This is a genomic window from Actinophytocola xanthii, from assembly GCF_001921205.1.
Lineage (GTDB): Bacteria > Actinomycetota > Actinomycetes > Mycobacteriales > Pseudonocardiaceae > Actinophytocola > Actinophytocola xanthii.
This window is the reverse complement of record NZ_MSIE01000034.1, coordinates 38087-56497: the sequence shown is the minus strand read 5'-3', so window position 1 is coordinate 56497 and position 18411 is coordinate 38087. Positions and strand designations below refer to the sequence as shown.

Sequence of the window (18411 nt, the reverse complement as noted above, 5' to 3'; positions counted from 1 at the left end):
GGGCAGGTACGAGCGGTCAAGATACTGGCCGGTAACCTAGTCGGAGCTTATCGTCCCCTGTGTGGTGGGGCCGCCGATCGGGATGGCGCTGGCCAGGGACGAGCGTGACGTCCCCGGGCCCGACCCGCGCTGGAGCTACGAACCGAAGTTCGACGGGTGGCGTGCGGCGGTGTTCACCGCCCCCGGGGTTGTCCAGTCCCGTCGGGACAACGACCTCGCCGCGCGGTTCCCCGAGGTGGTCTCGGCCGTCCGCGGTCTCGGTGACCTCGTGCTCGACGGCGAGCTGGTGGCCCTGCGCGAGGGCCGGCTCGACTTCGGGTCGCTCACCTCGATGCCCCGCGGCCGGGCCGAGGCGGGTATCGCCGTCTACTACATCGCCTTCGACCTGCTCGCCGAGGACGGCGTCGACCTGCGCCCCCAGCCCTACTCGGTCCGCCGGGCGCACCTCGAGCACCGGCTGGCCGGTGTGCGGCCACCGCTCCAGCTGGGCCCCGCCACCACCGACCGAGCTCTCGCCCTGGGCTGGATGCGCCCGGAGCTCGCCGACGTGGGCATCGAGGGCCTGGTGGCCAAGGACGTCACCAGGCCCTACCGCACCGGCCGCACCGGCGACTGGCTCAAGGTCCGGCAGAAGATCGTCGTGGACGCGGTCGTCGTCGGGGTGTCCGGCGCGGTGTCCCGGCCGGAGGCGTTCGTGCTCGCCCGCCCGGACGCCACCGGCGAGCTCCAGCAGATCGGGCTGTCCCTCCCCCTGCCGCCGGCCGTCCGCGACGCCGCGGCGGCGCTGGTCACGCCGACCGACGAGCCGCGCCGCCGGCTGCCGAACGCCGTCCTCGGCCAGCCGGGCACCGAGTACCAGCCGGTGCGCGCCGCCCTGGTCGTCGAGGTCGAGGCGGAGGCGACCGTGCTGAGCTTCAGCGCGCGGCTGCGTCCCCGCGTCCACCGCCTCCGTCCCGACCTCAACCCGGCCGACGTGGCGGTACCGTCACCCGAGACCGAGGGGTGATGGCTGTGCGCGGTGACGGCTCCGTCGAGGTGATCGAGGTGGCGGGACGGGCGGTGCGGATCACCAACCCGGGCAAGGTGTTCTTCCCCGAGCGAGGGGAGACCAAGCTCGACCTCGCCCGGTACTACCTCGCGGTCGCCGAGCCGCTGATGGCCGCCATGGGCGGCCGGCCGGTGCTGCTGGAGCGCTTCCCCAACGGGGTGGGCGGCTCGTCGTTCTTCCAGAAGCGGGTCGCGGCGACCAAGGCCGATCCCTGGCTGACCACCAGCAGGGTGGCCACGCCGAACGGCACCACCGCCGACGCGCTGGTGGCCGCCGACCTCGCGCACGTGCTCTGGGCGGTGAACATGGGCTGCCTCGGCTTCCACGTCTGGCCCACCACCGCCGCCGACCCCGAGCACGCCGACGAGCTCCGCGTCGACCTCGACCCCGGGCCGGGGGTCACCTTCGCGATGATCCAGGAGGGTGCCGCGGAGACGAGGGCGCTGCTCGACGAGCTCGGCATGGCGGGCTTCCCCAAGACCACGGGCAACCGCGGGATCCACGTCTACGTGCGGCTGGCTCCGCGGTGGGACGGCTACGCCGTGCGCGCCGCGGCCGTCGCGCTGGCCCGCGAGCTCGAACGCCGCCGGCCGGACCTGCTCACCGCCGCCTGGTGGAAGGAGGAGCGCGGCGCCCGCGTGTTCGTCGACTTCAACCAGAACGCCCCGCACAAGACGGTGTTCGGCGCCTGGTCCGTGCGGGCGAACCCGCACGGCCAGGTGTCCACCCCGTTCGGATGGGACGAGCTCGCCCGGATCGAGCCGCGGGAGCTCACCCTGGCGAGCGTGCCGGCGCGGCTGGCCGAACGGGGAGACCCGTGGGCGGCCATGGCCGCCCAGGACCTCGAGCCGTTGCTGGTGCTGCACGAGCGGGACCGGGCCGCCGGGTTGCCGGACGCGCCGTGGCCGCCGGTGTACCCGAAGATGCCCGGCGAGCCGCCCCGGGTCGCGCCGAGCCGGGCCAGGAAGCAGTCCTGACGCGCGAGGGCGCCCGCGGTCGGGTGACCGGGCGGGCGCCCTCGTGTGGAGCGGGTCAGGGCTTGGTCTGGAACCCCCCGACGAGCTCGTTGAGCCGGTCCGACATCGCCGACAGGTTCGCCGCCGCGGTGCGGGTCCGCTCCGCGCCGTCGGCGACCGACTCCGCGACCGAGGCCACGTCGTCGATGTAGCCGGTGATGTTCGCCGAGCCGGTGGCCGCGGTGGACACGCTGCGGTCCATCTCCCGCGTGGTGGCGCTCTGCTCCTCGACCGCGGAGGCGATGGCCATCTGGAACTCGTTGATGTTCTCGATGATCTCGCTGATCTCCGCGATCGCCCGGACCGCGTCGTCGGTGCCGACCTGGATGGCCTCGACCCGGCGCGAGATGTCCTCGGTGGCCTTGCCGGTCTCCTGGGCCAGGTCCTTGACCTCGCCGGCGACCACCGCGAAGCCCTTGCCGGCGTCGCCCGCGCGGGCCGCCTCGATCGTGGCGTTGAGCGCGAGCAGGTTGGTCTGCTCGGCGATCGACGTGATCGTCTTCATCACGTTGCCGATCTCCGAGCTCGACGCGCCGAGCCTGCCGATGGTCTCGGTCGTGGACTGGGCCGCGGCGACGGCCTGCTCGCCGACCTTGGCCGCGGCGCTGGCGCTCTGCGCGATGGCACCGATCGCCTGGTCCATCTCCTGCGAACCCGTGGCCACCGAATGGACGTTCTCGGTCACCTGGCTCGCGGCGTCGGCGACCGTGCCGGCGCGCTGACGGCTGGAGCTGGCGTCGGCGGCCAGCTGGTCGCTGGTGCCGGTCAGCTCCCGGGAGGCGCTGTCCAGCTCGGCGAGCGAGGACTCGATGTGGCGGATCGTGTCGTTGAGGCTCTTCGTCGCGGTGTTCAACGCGACCGCCATGTGGCCCACCTCGTCCCGGCTCTCGACGGTGACGTGGGTGGTGAGGTCCCCGCGGGCCATGTTGTCGAGCGCCTGCGACACGTTGCCGAGCGGGCGCACGATCCGGCGGGCGACGGCGAGGGCGAGCCACGCGCCGGCGGCCAGGGCGAGCAGGATCACCACGACCATCGTGGTCCGGCCCGTCGACTCGGCGTTCGCGGCGTCGTCGTGCTGCACCTTGCCCTGCTCGGTCCGCCACGCCTCGAGGGCGTCGAGGTCGTCGGCGGCCTGGCTGATCGCCGGCTTGACCTTGTTGGCGTAGGCCTCGCGCCAGGACGCGGAGTCGCCGGCCCGGGAGGCCGGGATCAGCAGCTCGTTGTAGAGCGAGCGCACCTCGTTCCAGCTCGCCACGAACGGCCCGAGCTCGGTGGTGTTGCCGACCAGCTCGTTGTACGCCTCGACGGCGGCGTCGAGCTCGGCCTCGTCGTCGACGATGTCCTGCTCCCAGCCCGCCTTGCCCTCGGCGGTGGGCTCGTCCAGGTGGGCGAACAGGTCCATCCGGACCTTGATCTCCTGCTGGTGCACGAGGGACTCGTGGAAGCCGGCCGCGATCCCTTCCTCGTACAGCGAGTCGACGTTCTCGCGCATGGTGCCGAGCGCCAGGTGCGTGGTGATCGCGACGGCGATGACACCCACGCTGGCGACGGCCAGCACGGCGAGGATCTTGACACGTACCGGGCGGTCGGCGAGGAGGTTGAACCGGCCTCGCTTGTACTCGCCTTGTGACCGAGGCATACAGCCCTCCCACGGATCTCAGGACACTTGTTGGTGCCTCCATCGGCGTGACCGCGGTCGTGCTGAGAAGTTCGTCTCATCCGATGGCCGCGCGGTATGGCGGGGCACCGGTCTGCCCGAGCGCGGAGGGGTGAACACGCACAGGCGATTGATCACCTGATCGGGTGGTTCTTTCTTACCTCGGCGATGTCTTCTTCAGTCCTGACTCGACAAGTCGGGCGATCCGAAGCAGTGGAAAGTGGACATCTAACTCACGGTCGGTTTACTTCCAGCATTCTGCCCAAAAAGCACGAGGCAGGGGTTGACCAGGGCTTTCGGTATCGGGCGGGTGATTCTCACCGACCGGGCAGGGTGTGGAATTCCAGTCGTCGGCCCGAGCCGGGGTGGATCTTGAACGGCGCTGGGGAAGACTTGCGGCGTTTCGGGTGCTTACTGAACGCTCTCGCCCATGGTCAAACCCACGCTCACGGCCTCCGGACTGTGGCTGCGCACCGGGGAGATCGCCGGACTGCCGCTTCGTGTCCGGGAGGAGGGGGCTTTCCTGCCCAGGCCCCTGCCGGGCGAACTGCCGGTGAGCCTGCGAACCCAGAACCTGCTCTCCCGGGCCCACCACCTCGCCGGCCGGCTCGACGAGGCCGCGGTCCGCCTCACCGACCGGCGCATCCTGGTGCGCACGACCCAGCTGCGGGAGGCGCAGAGCATGCTGGCCCTCAAGCAGGTGATCGTCGCCTTCCGCGAGGTGCTCGCCGCCGAACTCTCCGGCCGCGTGCCGTCCCCACCCGAGGTGCTGGCGGTCCGCCAGTTCCTCCGCGCCAGCGACGAGGCCGCCCGCCGGGTCCACGACTCGCCGGTCGGGGAGACGGTCTTCAGGCTGGCGGCCGCCGTCGCCGACCCCCTGCGCGCGGAGCAGACCGTCCACAACCGCCTCCCCTGGCGATCGGGCCCGCGCTGGTTCGGTGGCGGCCGGGCCGAACACGCCTACCTGCTCGCCGCGCCCCCGGGCGCGGACCTGCGCGGTGCCGCCGAGCAGTGGAAGGTGTGGGTCGACACCACCACCGACATGCAGGTCGTCGCCAAGCTCGCGCTCGGCGCCTACCAGCTCTACACCCTGGCTCCCCTGGAGCACGCGGACGAGCTGGTGTACTCCTACGTGTCCCTGGAGCTGATCAAGGCCGGGCTGGTCGAGGACCAGTGCGTCCCGGTGTCGGTGTTCGTCGACCGCAACCGGGCGCGGTTCGAGCGGCTGCACCGGCAGGTGGTCGACACCGGGGACTTCGACGACTGGGTGGGCTTCTTCGCCGAGGCGATCATCGAGCAGTGCGAGAGCCAACTGATGCTCGTGCACGCGCTGGAGCGGGAGCGCCACCGCCACTTCGAGCGCCTGCCGACCCGCAACGACGCCATCGCGCGCGTGGTCAACGCCCTGTCCGGCAACCCGATGCTGACCGCGCAGCTGGTTGCCCGGCTCTGCCAGATCTCGGTCAAGCAGAGCCGCACGCTGATCCAGAAGCTGGAGGGCTACGGCCTGCTCAAGGAAGTGGGCAGCCGCAAGCGGAACAAGCTGTACGAGGTCCCGACGGTCATGCGCCTGCTCAACCTCTACGACGGCCGGGTGTCCCCACAGGACCGGTCCCTGCCCGACCCGGCCCGCCGCTGAGCCGGCTCGACCCGGGCGTCCGGCAGCGCGGCCTGGCGGGTGCGGACCCGCTCGGCCGCCTCCTCGTCCAGGTCGACGACCAGCGTCAGCGCCTGCCGAAGAAGGGTTCGGGCGGTGTTGATCGTCCCGCGCGCGACGTGGGCCCGGGCGAGCTCCTCCAGAACTGAGGCATGCAGCGGCGCCACCGCCGGGTCCGTGGCCGCGCGGTCGCCGAGCCCGGCGAGCTCCTTCTCGGCGCGCCCGAGGTAGTCGATCGCGGCGTCGGGCCGCAGGGCGTCGGTCAGCGTGCGCCCCACCGCGGCCAGGGCGTCGGCGTGCCCGACCGGGTCCCCGTCGCGCTCCCGGGCCGTAGCGAGCTCGAGCAGCACGTCCACCGTCCGGTGCGGGCGACCCCACGCCTGGTAGGTGGCCCCGAGCAGTGGCAGGGTGGCCTCGAACCGCCGCTGGTCGCCGGTCTCCTCGGCGATCGCGAGGACCCGCAGCCAGTCCAGCTCGGCGCGGGCCCACTCCCCGGTCGCGGCCGACGCGCTCGCCCGCCGGTGCAGCAGCTCGACCACCGGTTCGTCGACACCTTGCACGGAAACCACCCACCACCATCCGCTCGCCGCTCGAGCCACCTCCACGTCCGGAGGGGAGCCATCTGGTGGGAGACGGCGAGCACGTCGCGATGACGCGTCCCGCCGGACGGGTGCGGGTTGCCGGCTGGACGAGTGAACTCGGATCCGGTGGGTATTCGCGGTCCAGGAGAAACGGAGAAGGGAGACAGTATGGCCACCGGTGAGACAGGGTTCGACGATGTGTCCTACGACCTGATCTCGGTGCAGTACCACGCCCTCAAGGCGGGGCACGACTACGGGCAGTACGTCCGCGACGCCGAGAACGCCAACCGCTCCGACATCGCGGACTTCTTCCGCAAGGTGATGGAAGAGGACTCGGCGCGCGCCAAGCAGTGCCACGAGTTCCTCAAGGAGCTTTCCGGCACCTCGGAGTCAGGGCCGGCTCTCTCCTGACGGTCAACCCTGCCGGAGCAGCGTGAGCATCTCGGGCAGGTCGAAGAACTGCGCGATCTGTAGCGCGGAGCGTGGTCCGAGCGCGGGGTCGGCGCCGGCGGACAGCAGGTGGGTGACGCTCTCGGTGGAACGGCGGAAGACCGCCGCCCCGAGTGCCGTCTGCCCGCGGTCGTTGATCCGCCCGGTGTCGGCTCCGCGCTCGAGCAGTGCCAGGACCGTGTCCGGGTGGTCGTGGTAGGCGGCCAGGATGAGCAGGGTGTCGCCGGCGTCGTTGGCCAGGTTCGCCGGTACGCCCGCGTCGAGCGCGGCGGCGAGCTCCTCGGTCCGGCCGGCGCGAGCCAGGTCGAACATCGAGCGGAGGAACTCCAGCTCCGCCTCGGTCAGCGCTTCCGGCACCGCTCGATGGTAGTCCAATGCATGGTCCTCGACACCAGCCAGGAGGGCCCCGCCGGTCGGCGGGGCCCTCCTGGCTGTCCTGGCTGGTGTCGTCGGTCTGGTGGGTCAGGCGACCGAGGTCGGGAACCGGTCCCAGACCCGGTGCTGGCCGAGCAGCGTGACGACCTTGCCGAGCACGCCGGTGCCGGACCGTCCGGTGACCACCCCGGGCGCGCCGGCGCAGCCCGCGAGCTCCAGCACCGCCGTGCCGGGGCCCCACGCGCCGATCGCCTTCGAGTGCCGGAAGCACTCCTGGACCATCAGCAGCACCCGCGGGTCCACGGCGGACGGGCCGGGGTTGCCGGCCTTGGCGTCCCGGCTGGGGATCGCGTCGGCCGCCGGCGGCGGGCTCGCGGCCAGCAACAGCGCGTCGAACTCGACCGAGCGCGCGGTCAGGAAGGTCCGCTGGGCCATCAGGTCCGCGCCGTCGACCGGGCCGCCGGTCGGCGCGACCAGCAGCGGCACCATCCCCGCGGACAGCACGGCCTCCCGCACCTCGCGCACCCCGTCCAGCGAGCTCGGGTCCACGACGATGCCGATCATGCGGCCGTCCGGCGGCCAGGTCCCGCCGACCTGGGACAGCGCCGGGCTGGGCTGCACCTTCCTCGGCCGTACGGCCGGGGCCGGGGCTGGCAGCCCGAGACCGGCCGCCACCTGGGCGCACAGCTCGGCGTCCACGTTGGCCAACACCCTCAGCTGACGCTCCTTGATCGCCTGCTCGTAGCACTTGCCGAGCTCGAAGGTGAACGCGCGGACCGTGTGCTCCTTCTCCACCGGCGACAGGCTCTTCCAGAACAGCCGGGGCTGGCTGAAGTGATCGTCGAACGAGGCGGGGGAGCGCCGCACCTTCGCCGCCTTGGCCACCGGCTGGGCGACCTCCACGAAGGCCCCGTGCTCCAGGTCCGCGGTGAACGGGTTGCCGCCGTCCAGGGTGTTCGGCTTGTAGGGCGCCACACCGCCGTGCACCGCGTGCTGGTGGAACCCGTCACGCAGCATGTCGTTCACCGGGGCGTGCGGCCGGTTGATCGGGATCTGGTGGAAGTTGGGCCCGCCGAGCCGGGTGAGCTGGGTGTCCAGGTAGGAGAACAGCCTGGCGTGCAGCAGCGGGTCGTCGGTCACGTCGATCCCGGGCACCAGGTGTCCGACGTGGAAGGCGACCTGCTCGGTCTCGGCGAAGAAGTTCGTCGTGTTGCGGTTGAGGGTGAGCATGCCGATCGGCTGCACGGGGGCGAGCTCCTCGGGCACGATCTTGGTCGGGTCGAGCAGGTCGATGCCCTCGAAGGTCTGCCGCTGGGTGTCCGGGAACACCTGGATGCCCAGCTCGTACTGCGGGTACGCGCCGGCCTCGATGGCGTCGGCGAGATCGCGGCGGTGGAAGTCGGGGTCGACGCCGTTGATCAGCTGCGCCTCCTCCCAGAGCAGCGAGTGCACGCCGGCCTTGGGCTTCCAGTGGAACTTCGCCAGCGACGTGCCGCCGTCCGCGTTGACCAGGCGGAACGTGTGGACGCCGAAGCCCTCCATCGTCCGGTAGGAACGGGGGACCGCCCGGTCGGACATCTGCCACATCACGTGGTGGGTCGCCTCGGTGTGCGTCGAGACGAAGTCCCAGAACGTGTCGTGCGCGCTCTGCGCCTGCGGGATCTCCCGGTCCGGGTGCGGCTTGGCGGCGTGGATGATGTCCGGGAACTTGATCCCGTCCTGGATGAAGAACACCGGGATGTTGTTGCCGACCAGGTCGAAGGTGCCCTCGCGGGTGTAGAACTTCGTGGCGAAGCCGCGGGTGTCCCGCACGGTGTCCGCCGAGCCCCGCGACCCCACGACCGTCGAGAACCGGACGAACACCGGTGTCTCGGTACCCCGGCCGAGGAAGTCGGCCCGGCACACCTTCGCCGCGGTGCCGTACCCGACGAACACGCCGTGCGCGCCGAAGCCGCGGGCGTGGACGACGCGCTCGGGGATGCGCTCGTGGTCGAAGTGCATGATCTTCTCGCGCAGGTGGTGGTCCTGCAGCAGCGTCGGACCGCGCTCGCCGGCCTTGAGCGAGTGGTCGGTGTCGTACAGCCGCAGGCCCTGCGCGGTGGTGAGGTACTCGCCCTGCTGGCTCTTCGACGTGGCGGGCAGGCCCGTGTCCACCCCGGTCGGCGTCACGGTCCGCGGGGCGGCCTGGTCGGCCTTGGGCGGCAGCGGTTCGCGGGGGAGGACCGGCAGCTCGAGATCGGGTGGTTCGCTCCCCGGAGCGCCGGGGACGGGCGGATCGGTCAGCCCGCTCACCTTCTCGACCGCCTTCTCCAACGCCGCCTTGACGAGCTTTCCGGGCTTCTTGGGGTCCACACATGCCTCCTCGTAGAACGTGGAGGACGACGTACCCCCGCTTGGCCCTTCTCACTCCTTATTGGCCTCTCCTCCGGCCCGACCAGCACGTTCCCGGTCGTACCGCAGGGCCTTGGCGGCCAGCGCGATCAGCGCCGCGGCGTCGACCCGTTCCTGGTAGGGCAGCGCTCCCGGCTGCCGCCGGAAGCCGGTCAGCAGGGCCGGGGCGCCCGTGCCGTCCGGAACCGGCCAGGCGAAGACCGCCGCCACCCCCAGCTCACCGGCCAGCGCGCGGTACCGGGGCCAGCGGTGCCGCGCCTCGTCGAGGTCCGGTGCGCTGACCTCGCCGCCGAGGATCAGCGCGTCGTGGCCCGGCCCCTCACCCGCCGTGGCCTCGAGCTCGGCGGCCCGCGTCGCCCAGCCGTCGGTGGCCGCCGCCAGTTCGCGGGTCCCGTGGGTTCCCCGTGCCGAGATCGCCACCGCGTCGACGTCGAGGCACTCGATCGCGACCTCGCACACGATCCGGGCGCAGTCCCAGGAGGGTGATCCCGTCGAAGTAGGTGCTCCCTCGTCGTGTCCTCCCATGCCTTCCTCCCCGAGAAGTGGTCTTCTTCACCCGTTCGGAGTTGGTTCGGAACGAGTGGGCCGGCGGACTGGCCAGCAGGGGAGGAAACCGGTTACTCAACTGGTTGATGAGGACGCCCCGACCCTCTGTCGTCCACTGTAGAGGGACAACGGAGGGTCGGGGTGAGACGGGAGGACGATCCGTCCGGTAGGGCCGAGTCAGATTCGGCCAACCCCGGCGCCGGCCGTCACCCGTGCCTTGACGCTCGCCGGGTCGTCCAGCGGGTAGTCGTAGTAGTTCCGGGCTTCCTCGACGCTGCCGTCGCACTCGGGCTCGCCGGGTTCCTCGCCGGTGAACACGTTGTTCCGCGCCACGCAGCGGCCGGTGGGACCGGCGTAGTGGTTGCTCACCGGTTCCTCGACGTTCTCGAAGTAGTTGCCCTCGACCAGGCACCCGGCGTCGGCCTGGCAGGCGACGCCGACGTCGGTGTTGTGGAAGTAGTAGTTGTTGAACACGTGCACCGGCTCGCCGAACCGCACCCGGGGGTTGCGCTGCGGGGTCTCGTCGAACCAGTTGTGGTGGTAGGTCACCTTCAGTCGGCCGACGTCCTGGGCGTCGTTGTCGTCGTCGTGCCCGAGCAGCATGTTCTTGGTGTGGTCGTGCGTGTGGTTCCAGGACACGGTGACGTAGCTCGACCCGCGCTTGATGTCGATCGCACCGTCGTAGCCCTCGGCGAGGTCGTTGTGGTCGATCCACACGTGGTGGCTGAACATCTGGACGTTGACGGCGTCGTCCGGCCAGTCGCGGAACACGAGGTTGCGCACGATCACGTTGTGCACCGCGTTGGCCGGCGGCGCGGTGACCCCGTCGGCGACCGGCAGGCCGATGGTGAGCCCGCCCCCGGTGAGGCCGGCCCCGGTGCCGCCGCCGACGATCGTCTTGTCCGAGGTGACGTCGTGCATGGGGCCGGGCAGCGCGATCGTGCCGAGCACGCAGACGACGCGCGGCCCGCTCGCGGCGATCGCGGCGAGGAACTCCGGTGCGGTGTCCACCTCGACCACCGGCCCGCCGGCGCCGCCGGTGGTGCCGTTCTGGCCCCAGGCGTCGACCGAGGCGAAACCGATTGGCCGGTCGGTCGAGTCGCAGGCCGCCGCGGGCCGCGCTCCGTGCGCCCCCGGCGGCGCCACCACGAGGAGCGCGAGCAGGCTCGCGCCGGTCGCCACCAGCGCGGTGAGTTGCCGGCGGGTGGGTGCTGGGTTCGCCACGACGGCCTCCAGTTTGTCCAATGTGGACTCGCTGGTTCCAGGATAGGTACGCCGACGTGGACTATCGCGGACAGTGGGTGGACTTTGCGGGTGGCTTGACAACGGTGGCGCGACAATGCATCCTTTCACTACTTCATTAGTGAAAGGGGGAAGACGTGATCGAGTTTCGCCTCGACCGCGGCTCGGGCGTCGCGACCTACCTGCAGCTCGTGCACCAGGTCAAGCACGCGCTGCGGCTGGGGGTGCTGCGCCCGGGGGACCGGTTGCCCACCGCCAGGGAGGTGGTGGAGCTGTTGGCGATCAACCCGAACACGGTGCTCAAGGCGTACCGGGAGCTCGAGCGCGAGGGGTTGGTCACCGGCCGACCGGGCCTGGGAACGTTCGTACAGCGCTCGCTGGGCGGCGCCTCGGGTGCCGAGCAGACCCGGTTGCGGGAGGGCCTCGCGGCCTGGGTGCGCGACGCCCGGGCCGCGGGGTTGGACCACGAGGACATCGAGGCGCTGGTCGCGTCGGTGGTGCTCGACTCGTTTCGGCTAGGGGAGGACACGGCATGACGGCGCTGACGGCGACCGGGCTCGGCAAGAGGTATCGGCGCAACTGGGTGCTCGAGGGGTGTTCCCTGTCGGTGCCACCGGGAAGGGTCGTCGCACTGGTCGGGCCGAACGGCGCGGGCAAGACGACGTTGCTGCACCTGGTGGTCGGCCTGCTCGAACCGGACGCGGGGAGCGTCGCGGTGCTCGGCGGTGCGCCGGGCGAGGCCGACACCCTGCGGCGGATCGCGTTCCTCGCCCAGGACAAGCCGCTTTACGAGGGGTTCTCGGTCGCCGACATGCTCCGGTTCGGAGCGCGGATGAACCCGCGGTGGGACGGGGAGCTGGCGCGGCGCCGGCTCGCCGAGCTCGGCATCCCGCTGGCGCGCAAGGTGGGACGGCTCTCCGGCGGGCAGCAGGCGCAGGTCGCGCTGAGCGTGGCACTGGCCAAGCGCCCGGACCTGCTGGTGCTCGACGAGCCGCTGGCGAACCTCGACCCGCTGGCCCGCCACGACGTCATGCGTGGCCTGATGACCGCTGTCGCCGAGTCCGGCATGACGGTCGTGCTGTCCTCGCACGTGGTGTCAGACCTGGAGGACACCTGCGACTGGCTGGTGCTGCTCAACCGGGGTCGCATCCAGGTCGCCGGTGACATCGAGGACCTGCTCGCCGAGCACCGACTGCTCACCGGCCCGGCCGACCTGGCCGACGGCCTCGCCGCCCGCGTCGACGTGGTCGACGACAGCCGGACCGACCGGCAGGCGACGCTGCTCGTGCGGACGCGCGGGGAGCGGCAGCCGCTCGACCCGAGGTGGACGACGCGGGGTGTCGACCTCGAGGAGCTGGTACTGGCCTACCTCCGCCGCCCCGACGCGGCGTCCCTGCCGCGCCCCGCCCTCGCCCGGGCCTGAGTCGCATTTTCCGAGGAGATGGTCGAGATGGTGTGGTTGACGTGGCGGCAGCACCGCGCGCAGGCGTTGGTGACGGCCGGTCTGCTGCTGGCGCTGGGGGTGTTCCTGCTCGTGCACGCGCTCGGCACTTCCGGCGCCGGACCGGAGGCGTTGCGGGACCGGTACGAGTCGGTGCAGGTCTATCTGAGCTGGCTCCCGGCGGTGCCGTTGCTGGTCGGGGCGTTCTGGGGAGCGCCGGTGCTCGCGCGGGAGCTGGAGCGGGGGACCCACCGGCTGGCGTGGACGCAGTCGGTGCCGCGCCGGCGCTGGCTTGGGGCGAAGCTCCTCTGCCTGGGGCTCGCCGTGACGGTGGCCGGCCTGGCGCTCGGCATGATCGTAGCCGGCTGGCAGTCGGCGTTCGACGGCGTCGCCGACCGTTTCGGCGATGCGGCGATGTTCGGTGCCACGGGGGTGGCGGCCGGGGCGTGGTGGCTGTTCGCGTTCATGCTCGGCACCGCGGCGGGCGGGGTGCTGCGCCGCACCCTCCCCGCGCTCGCGGTGACGACGGCGGTGTTCCTGCTGGCGCTGTTCGCGGTCCTGGACGCCCGCCCGGCGTACGCGGAACCGGAACGCCGCGTTGTCGAGGACAAGAGCGCGCCGAGCGCCGGTCTGCGTACGGGCTCGATGTGGCTCTCGCCGTCCGGGGTCGAGGTGGAGACGGTCCCCGAGTGCGCCGACGCGTCCGGCGAGGCCTGGCTGTCCTGCCCGCTCGAGGCGGGCTACCGGATGGTGGAGTACTTCCATCCCGCCGACCGGTACTGGCGCTTCCAGTGGACCGAGACCGGCATCCTCGCCCTGGCGACCGTGCTGCTCGCCGGCCCGGTCGTCTACCGGGTGGCGCGTAAACCAATCTGACGTTTCGACGCCGCATTCGGGCGGGAAATGTCGGGGCTCCCCGTGTTTGGGGCCGCGGGGAGCCCCGGAACATGGCCCACTTCCCTGAGTTGAATCACCTCCCCATGCTGGCGAGTAGTTCGCTGCCGAGCTGGCCAACACAGACCGGGCAGCGTTCCAGTCCTTCTGGCGGTTCCCCCGGAAAACACGGTGCGTTGTGGACGGACCAGAGCAGACCGAGTACCGTGTCCGGCGTCGGGTCAGCGCAGTAGTGGACGTATTGAGTTGACGCCACTCCCTGACGCCACATCACCGCGCTGGCCTTCGACGTGAAATGATTCATGACCTCTCCTGCCGCGACTCCCTGTACAGAACGCTAGGCTTTCTTCGGAAAAGGCGCTGGCGCTTACGTGGGTGGAAAGGTAGGTCATGCCGAACAAGCGACAGTCCCCACGTCCACGGGACCGCATTGTCGGTGCTCGGCTCCGCGCCATGCGCAGGGGACGTACCGAGCTGAGTCTCGAGGCGGCTGCCGCTGTACTGGGTTGGTCAGCGGCGACCATGTCCCGCATCGAGAACGGCCAGCGGCGGATCAGCACGGAGTGCGTGGCGATGATCCTCACCGCCTACCACATCCCGTCCGCGGAGCGGGAGGAGATCATCGCCGAGGTCCGGGCGGACAACGCTTCTGGTTGGTGGGACCGGCCGTTGCCCGGGGTTCCGACCGAGATGGGCACTCTGGCCAGCTATGCCGTTGACGCTAATGGGCTGACCAGTTGGGCTGCCACCCTCGTACCCGGACTCTTGCAGGTCGAGTCCTACGCGATGGCGCTCATGCTCTCCGAGGATGTTCCGCGCGACGCGGCCGAGTTGCGTTGGGTCGCGCGGCGCCGACGGCAGAAGATTCTCGGCACCGTGGACTACGTCGCCTTTATCAGCGAGACCGCGATACGGACTCCCTTCGGTGGTCGAAGTGGACATCGGGAGCAGCTCATCCACCTGTTGAACGCGCGGGAGCGTGGCATACCGGTACGGGTGGTGCCAGAACACGTGCCACTCGGATTGATCAGCCATTCCTGGCTCTACATGACGTTTCCTCACACCACGCCGGTGGTCAACGTGGAAGTAGCCGCAGGAGGGGTTTATCTGCACGATGAGCAAGCTGAGCCGTACCTGGCGATGATCGCGAAGCTGGATCGCGTCTCCCCCTCCGTCTCGCAGAGTTGCGATAGGCTGCGATCGATTCTCAAGGAGGCATGACATGGAGTGGCGCAAGTCGAGTTTCTCCGGTGACAGCGGGGCATGTGTCGAGATCAGGCGGGACCTGGCAGCGGTCCGCGACAGCAAGTGCCACACCACTGTCATGCCGGTGTCGCCGGCCGCGCTGGCCGAGTTGCTCGAGGTCGCTCGGCGCCGGTAGTCGCCTGGGCCGAGGTATCTGGGGGGCCGCGCCAGTACTCATGTATGCGTGGATCACACCGGGGAACGCCGCCATCGGCCGTGGGGGGTCGGATGGGCGGACCTGCCGCGGCCGCTCGACGTCGAGGTGCCGCGGCTGCGCCTGGTTGAGCTCCTCGCCAGGCGGTGGGACCACCCGGTCACCCTGCTGGTCGCCGGACCGGGGTTCGGCAAGACGACTGTCCTCGCTCAGGCGGTCCGGTCGCACCTGCTGGCGCCGCGCGGTGTCGACGCGTGGGTGAGCTGCTCGCCAGCCCACGCCGACCGCGCCGAGCTCAGCGCGGCCGTCCTCGACGCACTGCCGGGTGCCCGCGCCCGGACCGTGCTCGACGCGGTGATCCGGCTCGCGCCGCTCGAGGTCTGTCTCGTCCTCGACGACGTGCACGAGATCCCCGCCGGCTCGCCCGGGGCCGAGCTCCTCGGTGAGCTGGTCCGGTCGCTGCCGGCGACCGGTCATCTTGTCCTCAGTGGACGGATGGTGCCCGAGCTGCCGCTCGCCCGCCGCGAGGCCGCCGGCGGGGTACTGCGCATCGGCACCGACGAGCTGTCCTTCACCGACGTCGAGGTGCGTGCGCTGGGGCGGCGGCTCGGGCGGGAGGCGGCCATCGCCGAGTCGCTGCGGGGCTGGCCGGCGCTGGTGCGGCTCGCGTTCGCGGCCGGGCCCGGCGCACCCTGGCGGTACGCGCGTGAGGAGATCCTCGCCCGCGTGCCGGACGGGTGGCGGCTCGCCCTGGCCGCGCTGGCGGCGCTGGGAACGGCCACGGCGGCCGAGGTCACCGAGGTCACCGAGGAACCGGTCGACCTCGACGAGCTCGCGAGCACGATCCCCCTGGTCGGAGTGCTCGACGACGGCCGCTACCGCGCCCACGAGCTGTGGACCGAGGCGCTGTCCCGGACACTGCGCGCCGAGCAGGCGCGGGAGCTGCACCGCCGCGCCGCCGCCGTGCTGAGCGCCAGGGGCGATCTCGCCCGGGCCGGCGACCTGGCCCGCGACAGCCGGGACTGGGCGCTGCTCGCCGACCTGTCCGTCGAGCTCGTCGCCACGACGCTCTCCGCGCTCCCGTCCGCGATTGCCCGCCGCTGGCTCGACGCGGTTCCCCCCGCGGACGCCGACACCCCGGCGTTCCTGCTGCTGCGGGCCGCCGTGCTGTACGCGGCGGACTTCGCCGACGGGCGGATCGACACCCTGCTCGACCGGGCCTGGCAGGCGATGCGCGAGGCCGGTACCGCCGGTCCTGGCCCGAGCGCCGTCCTCGCGCAGGCCGCGATCGCCGCCCACTCCCGGGCCGACCTGGCCCGGCTGGTCGAGCTCGGCGAGCGGGTCGACCAGCTCGCCGACCCGTCCGCCCCCGTCGTCCGTTGCCTGCGCCACGGCGTGGCGGCGATCCTCGCCGAGGTGCGGGGCGACCCCGAGACCGCCCTCACCGAGATCGTGCGCGCCCCCGTGCTCGAGGTCCCGCGGGCGCTGGCACTGGCCACCGTCCGGTTCCACTACCACTGCCTCGACATCTGCGGTCTCGGTGCCGCCGCGGCCGAGCTCGCCGACCACACCGCCGGCGACACCGCCGACGAGAACGTCCGGCTCGCCGGTCCCCTCGCCCGCTGGTTCGACGGCGACCCGACCGACCTGGCCCGGCTCCGCGAGGCGGCGGCGCGTCCGGGGTCCGATCTCGGCACGGCCCGGGACGCGTTCGTCACGGCGGCCTTCCTGGCCGTGGTCGCCACCTGCCTCGGCGAGGACCCGACGCCGTGCGGAGACCCCTCCGACCACGACAACCCGCGCGACGCCGTCCTCGCCTGCGCGGCAAGCGCGGCGGCGGCCGTCGTGGGGGGCGACGAGGCGGCCGCCCGCCGCGCCTACGCGGCCCATCTCGCCCGGTGGCCGGTGGACGAGCCGTTCAACGAGCGCCACCTGCGGCGCTTCCTCGCCCTCGGGTACGTGCTCAGCGAGCGCCTGCGCCGACGCTGGGAGCGGGCCGAGCTCGGTCCGTCCCACCGGCGGGCCCTGGCGGCGGCGCGAGCCCTGGTCTCGGCCCGGGCCGGGCAGCCGGACGCGGCTCTCGCGCCCGCGCACGCGCTGTGCCACCTGCCGTTGCCCTGGTCGGTGGAGCTCGCCGCGCGGCTCGCCGGCGCCGACGAGGCCGCCGGGGTCGAGCTCGGCCGCTCACTGGCCGACACGGTGGGGCCGGCGGTGCACCGGTGGCTGCGGTGCCACGGGCAGTCGTCCGACCGTCCGCTCGCGACGGGCGCAGCGCGCCTGCTCGCCGCGCTGCCGGCCCCGCCGACGTCGGGCACCGCGATCGAGGTGCTCGGTCCGATGCGGGTGAGCCGGGGCGGCCGCCCGGTCGACGCCCCGCAGCTGCGGCGGACCAGGGTCCGCCAGCTGCTCGCCGCGTTGGTGCTGCGTCCGGTGCTGTCCCGGGACCAGGCGGTCGAGCTGCTCTGGCCGGACCTCGACCCGGTCGACGCCGCGCGCAACCTGCGGGTCACGCTGACCCACCTGCGGCGCCTGCTGGAGCCGGACCGCTCGGCTCGGGACGCGAGCGTCCACCTGCGCACCGACGGGGAGCGGATCCGGCTGGTGCGCTCGCGCTGGCTGCGGGTCGACCTGTGGATCTTCGACGAGCTGGGCGGGCGGGTCGACCGGGCACGGGCCGCCGGCGACGTCGACCTGGCGGCCGAGCTGCTCGCCGGGGCGGTGGCGTTGTGGCGGGGCGAGCCGGTGCCGGACCTGCGCTGTATGCCCGACCCCGAGGTCGCCATCGAGATCGACCGGGTCCGGGTGCGCCACGTCCGCAACCTGCTCGAGCTCGGCGAGCTGCGCCTGGTCGCCGGTGACCCGGCCGAGGCGGCCAGGTTGGCCGTCCGCGCGCTCGCCCTCGAGCCCTACGAGGCCCGTGGCCACCGGTTGGCGCTCGCCGCGGCCATCAAGGCCCGCGACCCGGCCCGGATCGAGGCGGTGCGCACCACGGTGCTGACCGCGCTGGGGCAGCTCGGCGCCGCACCCGACCCGGCGACCGAGCTGCTGCTCCGGCAGGCGCCGCCCCCGCGCCCGGTGCGACGGGGGCGGCACCCGGACCGGGTCAGCAGCTGATCACGAATTCCGTGTTGGGGCAGCTGTCGGCGTCGGCGCCGCCGTTGCCGCGGTCGCCCTCCAGGTGCGACTGGCCGTTGAGGACGTCCTTGCCCAGGCCACCGGCCATGTCGTCGTCGCCGCCCTGGCCGCGGACCTCGTCGTCGCCGGGGCCGCCGGTGACCCGGTCGTCGCCGTCCCCGGCGCACACCAGGTCGTTCCCGCCCTGCGCGTGGATCGTGTCGACACCGGAGGTGCCGACGATGACGTCGTCCCCGGCGTTGCCGAAGGTGACCATGTTCGGTGCCGCGACGACGATCGTCGCCGGGACGCCGGCGCAGAACTCCTGGGCCGGCGCCGCGGCGGCCGCCCCGGCGGTCACGAGCAGCCCGAGACCCAGCGCGGCCGCGCTGGCGATGGCGGTGAGCGGGGTGTTCAGACGCATGAGGGATACCTCCGTTGCCGTGTCGGTGCCGTCCGTCCGGACGACCACGGCGACGACCCTCCGCGCCGGCCGTTAACCCGGCGCTACCGCCGGCGTCGGCTCCCGCGTCGTCCGGACAGCACCCGGTTAACGCCGCCCTGCCACCGTCGCCGGCACCATTCGCGACGACGAGGAGG

At 72.2% G+C, this 18411-nt stretch carries 17 protein-coding genes; 10 read left to right on the top strand and 7 right to left on the bottom strand.

What is annotated here, in order from left to right:
• Positions 1-61: 61 nt before the first annotated feature.
• Positions 62-1006 carry an ATP-dependent DNA ligase gene (locus BU204_RS18910; protein ID WP_083661428.1) on the top strand — a complete coding sequence of 315 codons (945 nt, stop codon included), beginning with the start codon at positions 62-64 and terminating at the stop codon, positions 1004-1006.
• The gene (gene ligD, locus BU204_RS18905) at positions 1006-2025 is read left to right on the top strand and encodes a non-homologous end-joining DNA ligase (protein WP_075127024.1); all 1020 of its coding nucleotides are present in this window, start codon (positions 1006-1008) and stop codon (positions 2023-2025) included. The genes BU204_RS18910 and ligD overlap by 1 nt, the downstream gene beginning before the upstream one ends.
• A gap of 55 nt (positions 2026-2080) precedes the next feature.
• Here ligD and BU204_RS18900 read toward each other — a convergent pair whose 3' ends face one another.
• Complete coding sequence (locus BU204_RS18900) at positions 2081-3703, bottom strand: methyl-accepting chemotaxis protein (protein ID WP_075127023.1); 1623 nt, start codon at positions 3701-3703, stop codon at positions 2081-2083.
• Positions 3704-4151: 448 nt separating this feature from the next.
• On the opposite strand from BU204_RS18900, the gene BU204_RS18895 reads away from it, so the two are divergent.
• A complete protein-coding gene (locus BU204_RS18895) occupies positions 4152-5360 on the top strand; it encodes a Fic family protein (RefSeq protein WP_075127022.1) in 1209 nt (402 codons plus the stop codon).
• Here the strand turns inward: BU204_RS18895 and BU204_RS18890 are convergent.
• Positions 5303-5938 (bottom strand): tetratricopeptide repeat protein, encoded by a 636-nt coding sequence (locus BU204_RS18890; RefSeq protein WP_143229588.1) that lies wholly within the window; start codon positions 5936-5938, stop codon positions 5303-5305. The two genes, BU204_RS18895 and BU204_RS18890, sit on opposite strands and share 58 nt — an antisense overlap.
• A 189-nt stretch (positions 5939-6127) precedes the next feature.
• On the opposite strand from BU204_RS18890, the gene BU204_RS18885 reads away from it, so the two are divergent.
• Positions 6128-6370, top strand: coding sequence for an acyl carrier protein (locus tag BU204_RS18885; protein ID WP_075127020.1), 243 nt, complete (start codon positions 6128-6130; stop codon positions 6368-6370).
• 3 nt (positions 6371-6373) lie between these two features.
• Here BU204_RS18885 and BU204_RS18880 read toward each other — a convergent pair whose 3' ends face one another.
• From BU204_RS18880 to BU204_RS18865, 4 genes are all read right to left on the bottom strand, one after another.
• On the bottom strand, positions 6374-6766 hold the full coding sequence (locus tag BU204_RS18880) for an ankyrin repeat domain-containing protein (protein ID WP_075127094.1): 393 nt from the start codon (positions 6764-6766) through the stop codon (positions 6374-6376).
• Positions 6767-6871: 105 nt separating this feature from the next.
• Positions 6872-9136 carry a catalase gene (locus tag BU204_RS18875; RefSeq protein ID WP_075127019.1) on the bottom strand — a complete coding sequence of 755 codons (2265 nt, stop codon included), beginning with the start codon at positions 9134-9136 and terminating at the stop codon, positions 6872-6874.
• 51 nt (positions 9137-9187) lie between these two features.
• Positions 9188-9700, bottom strand: coding sequence for a hypothetical protein (locus BU204_RS18870; protein ID WP_143229587.1), 513 nt, complete (start codon positions 9698-9700; stop codon positions 9188-9190).
• A 198-nt stretch (positions 9701-9898) separates the two neighbouring features.
• Complete coding sequence (locus tag BU204_RS18865) at positions 9899-10945, bottom strand: pectate lyase family protein (RefSeq protein ID WP_233160406.1); 1047 nt, start codon at positions 10943-10945, stop codon at positions 9899-9901.
• Positions 10946-11100: 155 nt separating this feature from the next.
• Here BU204_RS18865 and BU204_RS18860 point away from each other — a divergent pair, with 155 nt between their 5' ends.
• From BU204_RS18860 to BU204_RS18835, 6 genes are all read left to right on the top strand, one after another.
• Positions 11101-11499: a GntR family transcriptional regulator gene (locus tag BU204_RS18860; protein ID WP_075127017.1), complete on the top strand. Its 399-nt coding sequence runs from the start codon at positions 11101-11103 to the stop codon at positions 11497-11499.
• Positions 11496-12386 carry an ABC transporter ATP-binding protein gene (locus BU204_RS18855; RefSeq protein ID WP_075127016.1) on the top strand — a complete coding sequence of 297 codons (891 nt, stop codon included), beginning with the start codon at positions 11496-11498 and terminating at the stop codon, positions 12384-12386. The genes BU204_RS18860 and BU204_RS18855 overlap by 4 nt, the downstream gene beginning before the upstream one ends.
• Positions 12387-12413: 27 nt before the next feature.
• Positions 12414-13280: an ABC transporter permease subunit gene (locus BU204_RS18850; protein ID WP_075127092.1), complete on the top strand. Its 867-nt coding sequence runs from the start codon at positions 12414-12416 to the stop codon at positions 13278-13280.
• Between the two features lie 408 nt (positions 13281-13688).
• Positions 13689-14519, top strand: a complete 831-nt coding sequence (locus BU204_RS18845; protein WP_083661427.1) for a helix-turn-helix domain-containing protein — start codon at positions 13689-13691, stop codon at positions 14517-14519.
• A 1-nt stretch (position 14520) separates the two neighbouring features.
• Positions 14521-14679, top strand: a complete 159-nt coding sequence (locus tag BU204_RS18840; RefSeq protein WP_083661426.1) for a DUF397 domain-containing protein — start codon at positions 14521-14523, stop codon at positions 14677-14679.
• A gap of 48 nt (positions 14680-14727) precedes the next feature.
• Positions 14728-17811 carry a BTAD domain-containing putative transcriptional regulator gene (locus tag BU204_RS18835; RefSeq protein ID WP_075127014.1) on the top strand — a complete coding sequence of 1028 codons (3084 nt, stop codon included), beginning with the start codon at positions 14728-14730 and terminating at the stop codon, positions 17809-17811.
• Here the strand turns inward: BU204_RS18835 and BU204_RS18830 are convergent.
• Positions 17801-18235 (bottom strand): calcium-binding protein, encoded by a 435-nt coding sequence (locus tag BU204_RS18830; protein WP_143229585.1) that lies wholly within the window; start codon positions 18233-18235, stop codon positions 17801-17803. The genes BU204_RS18835 and BU204_RS18830 overlap by 11 nt on opposite strands.
• Positions 18236-18411 lie beyond the last annotated feature (176 nt).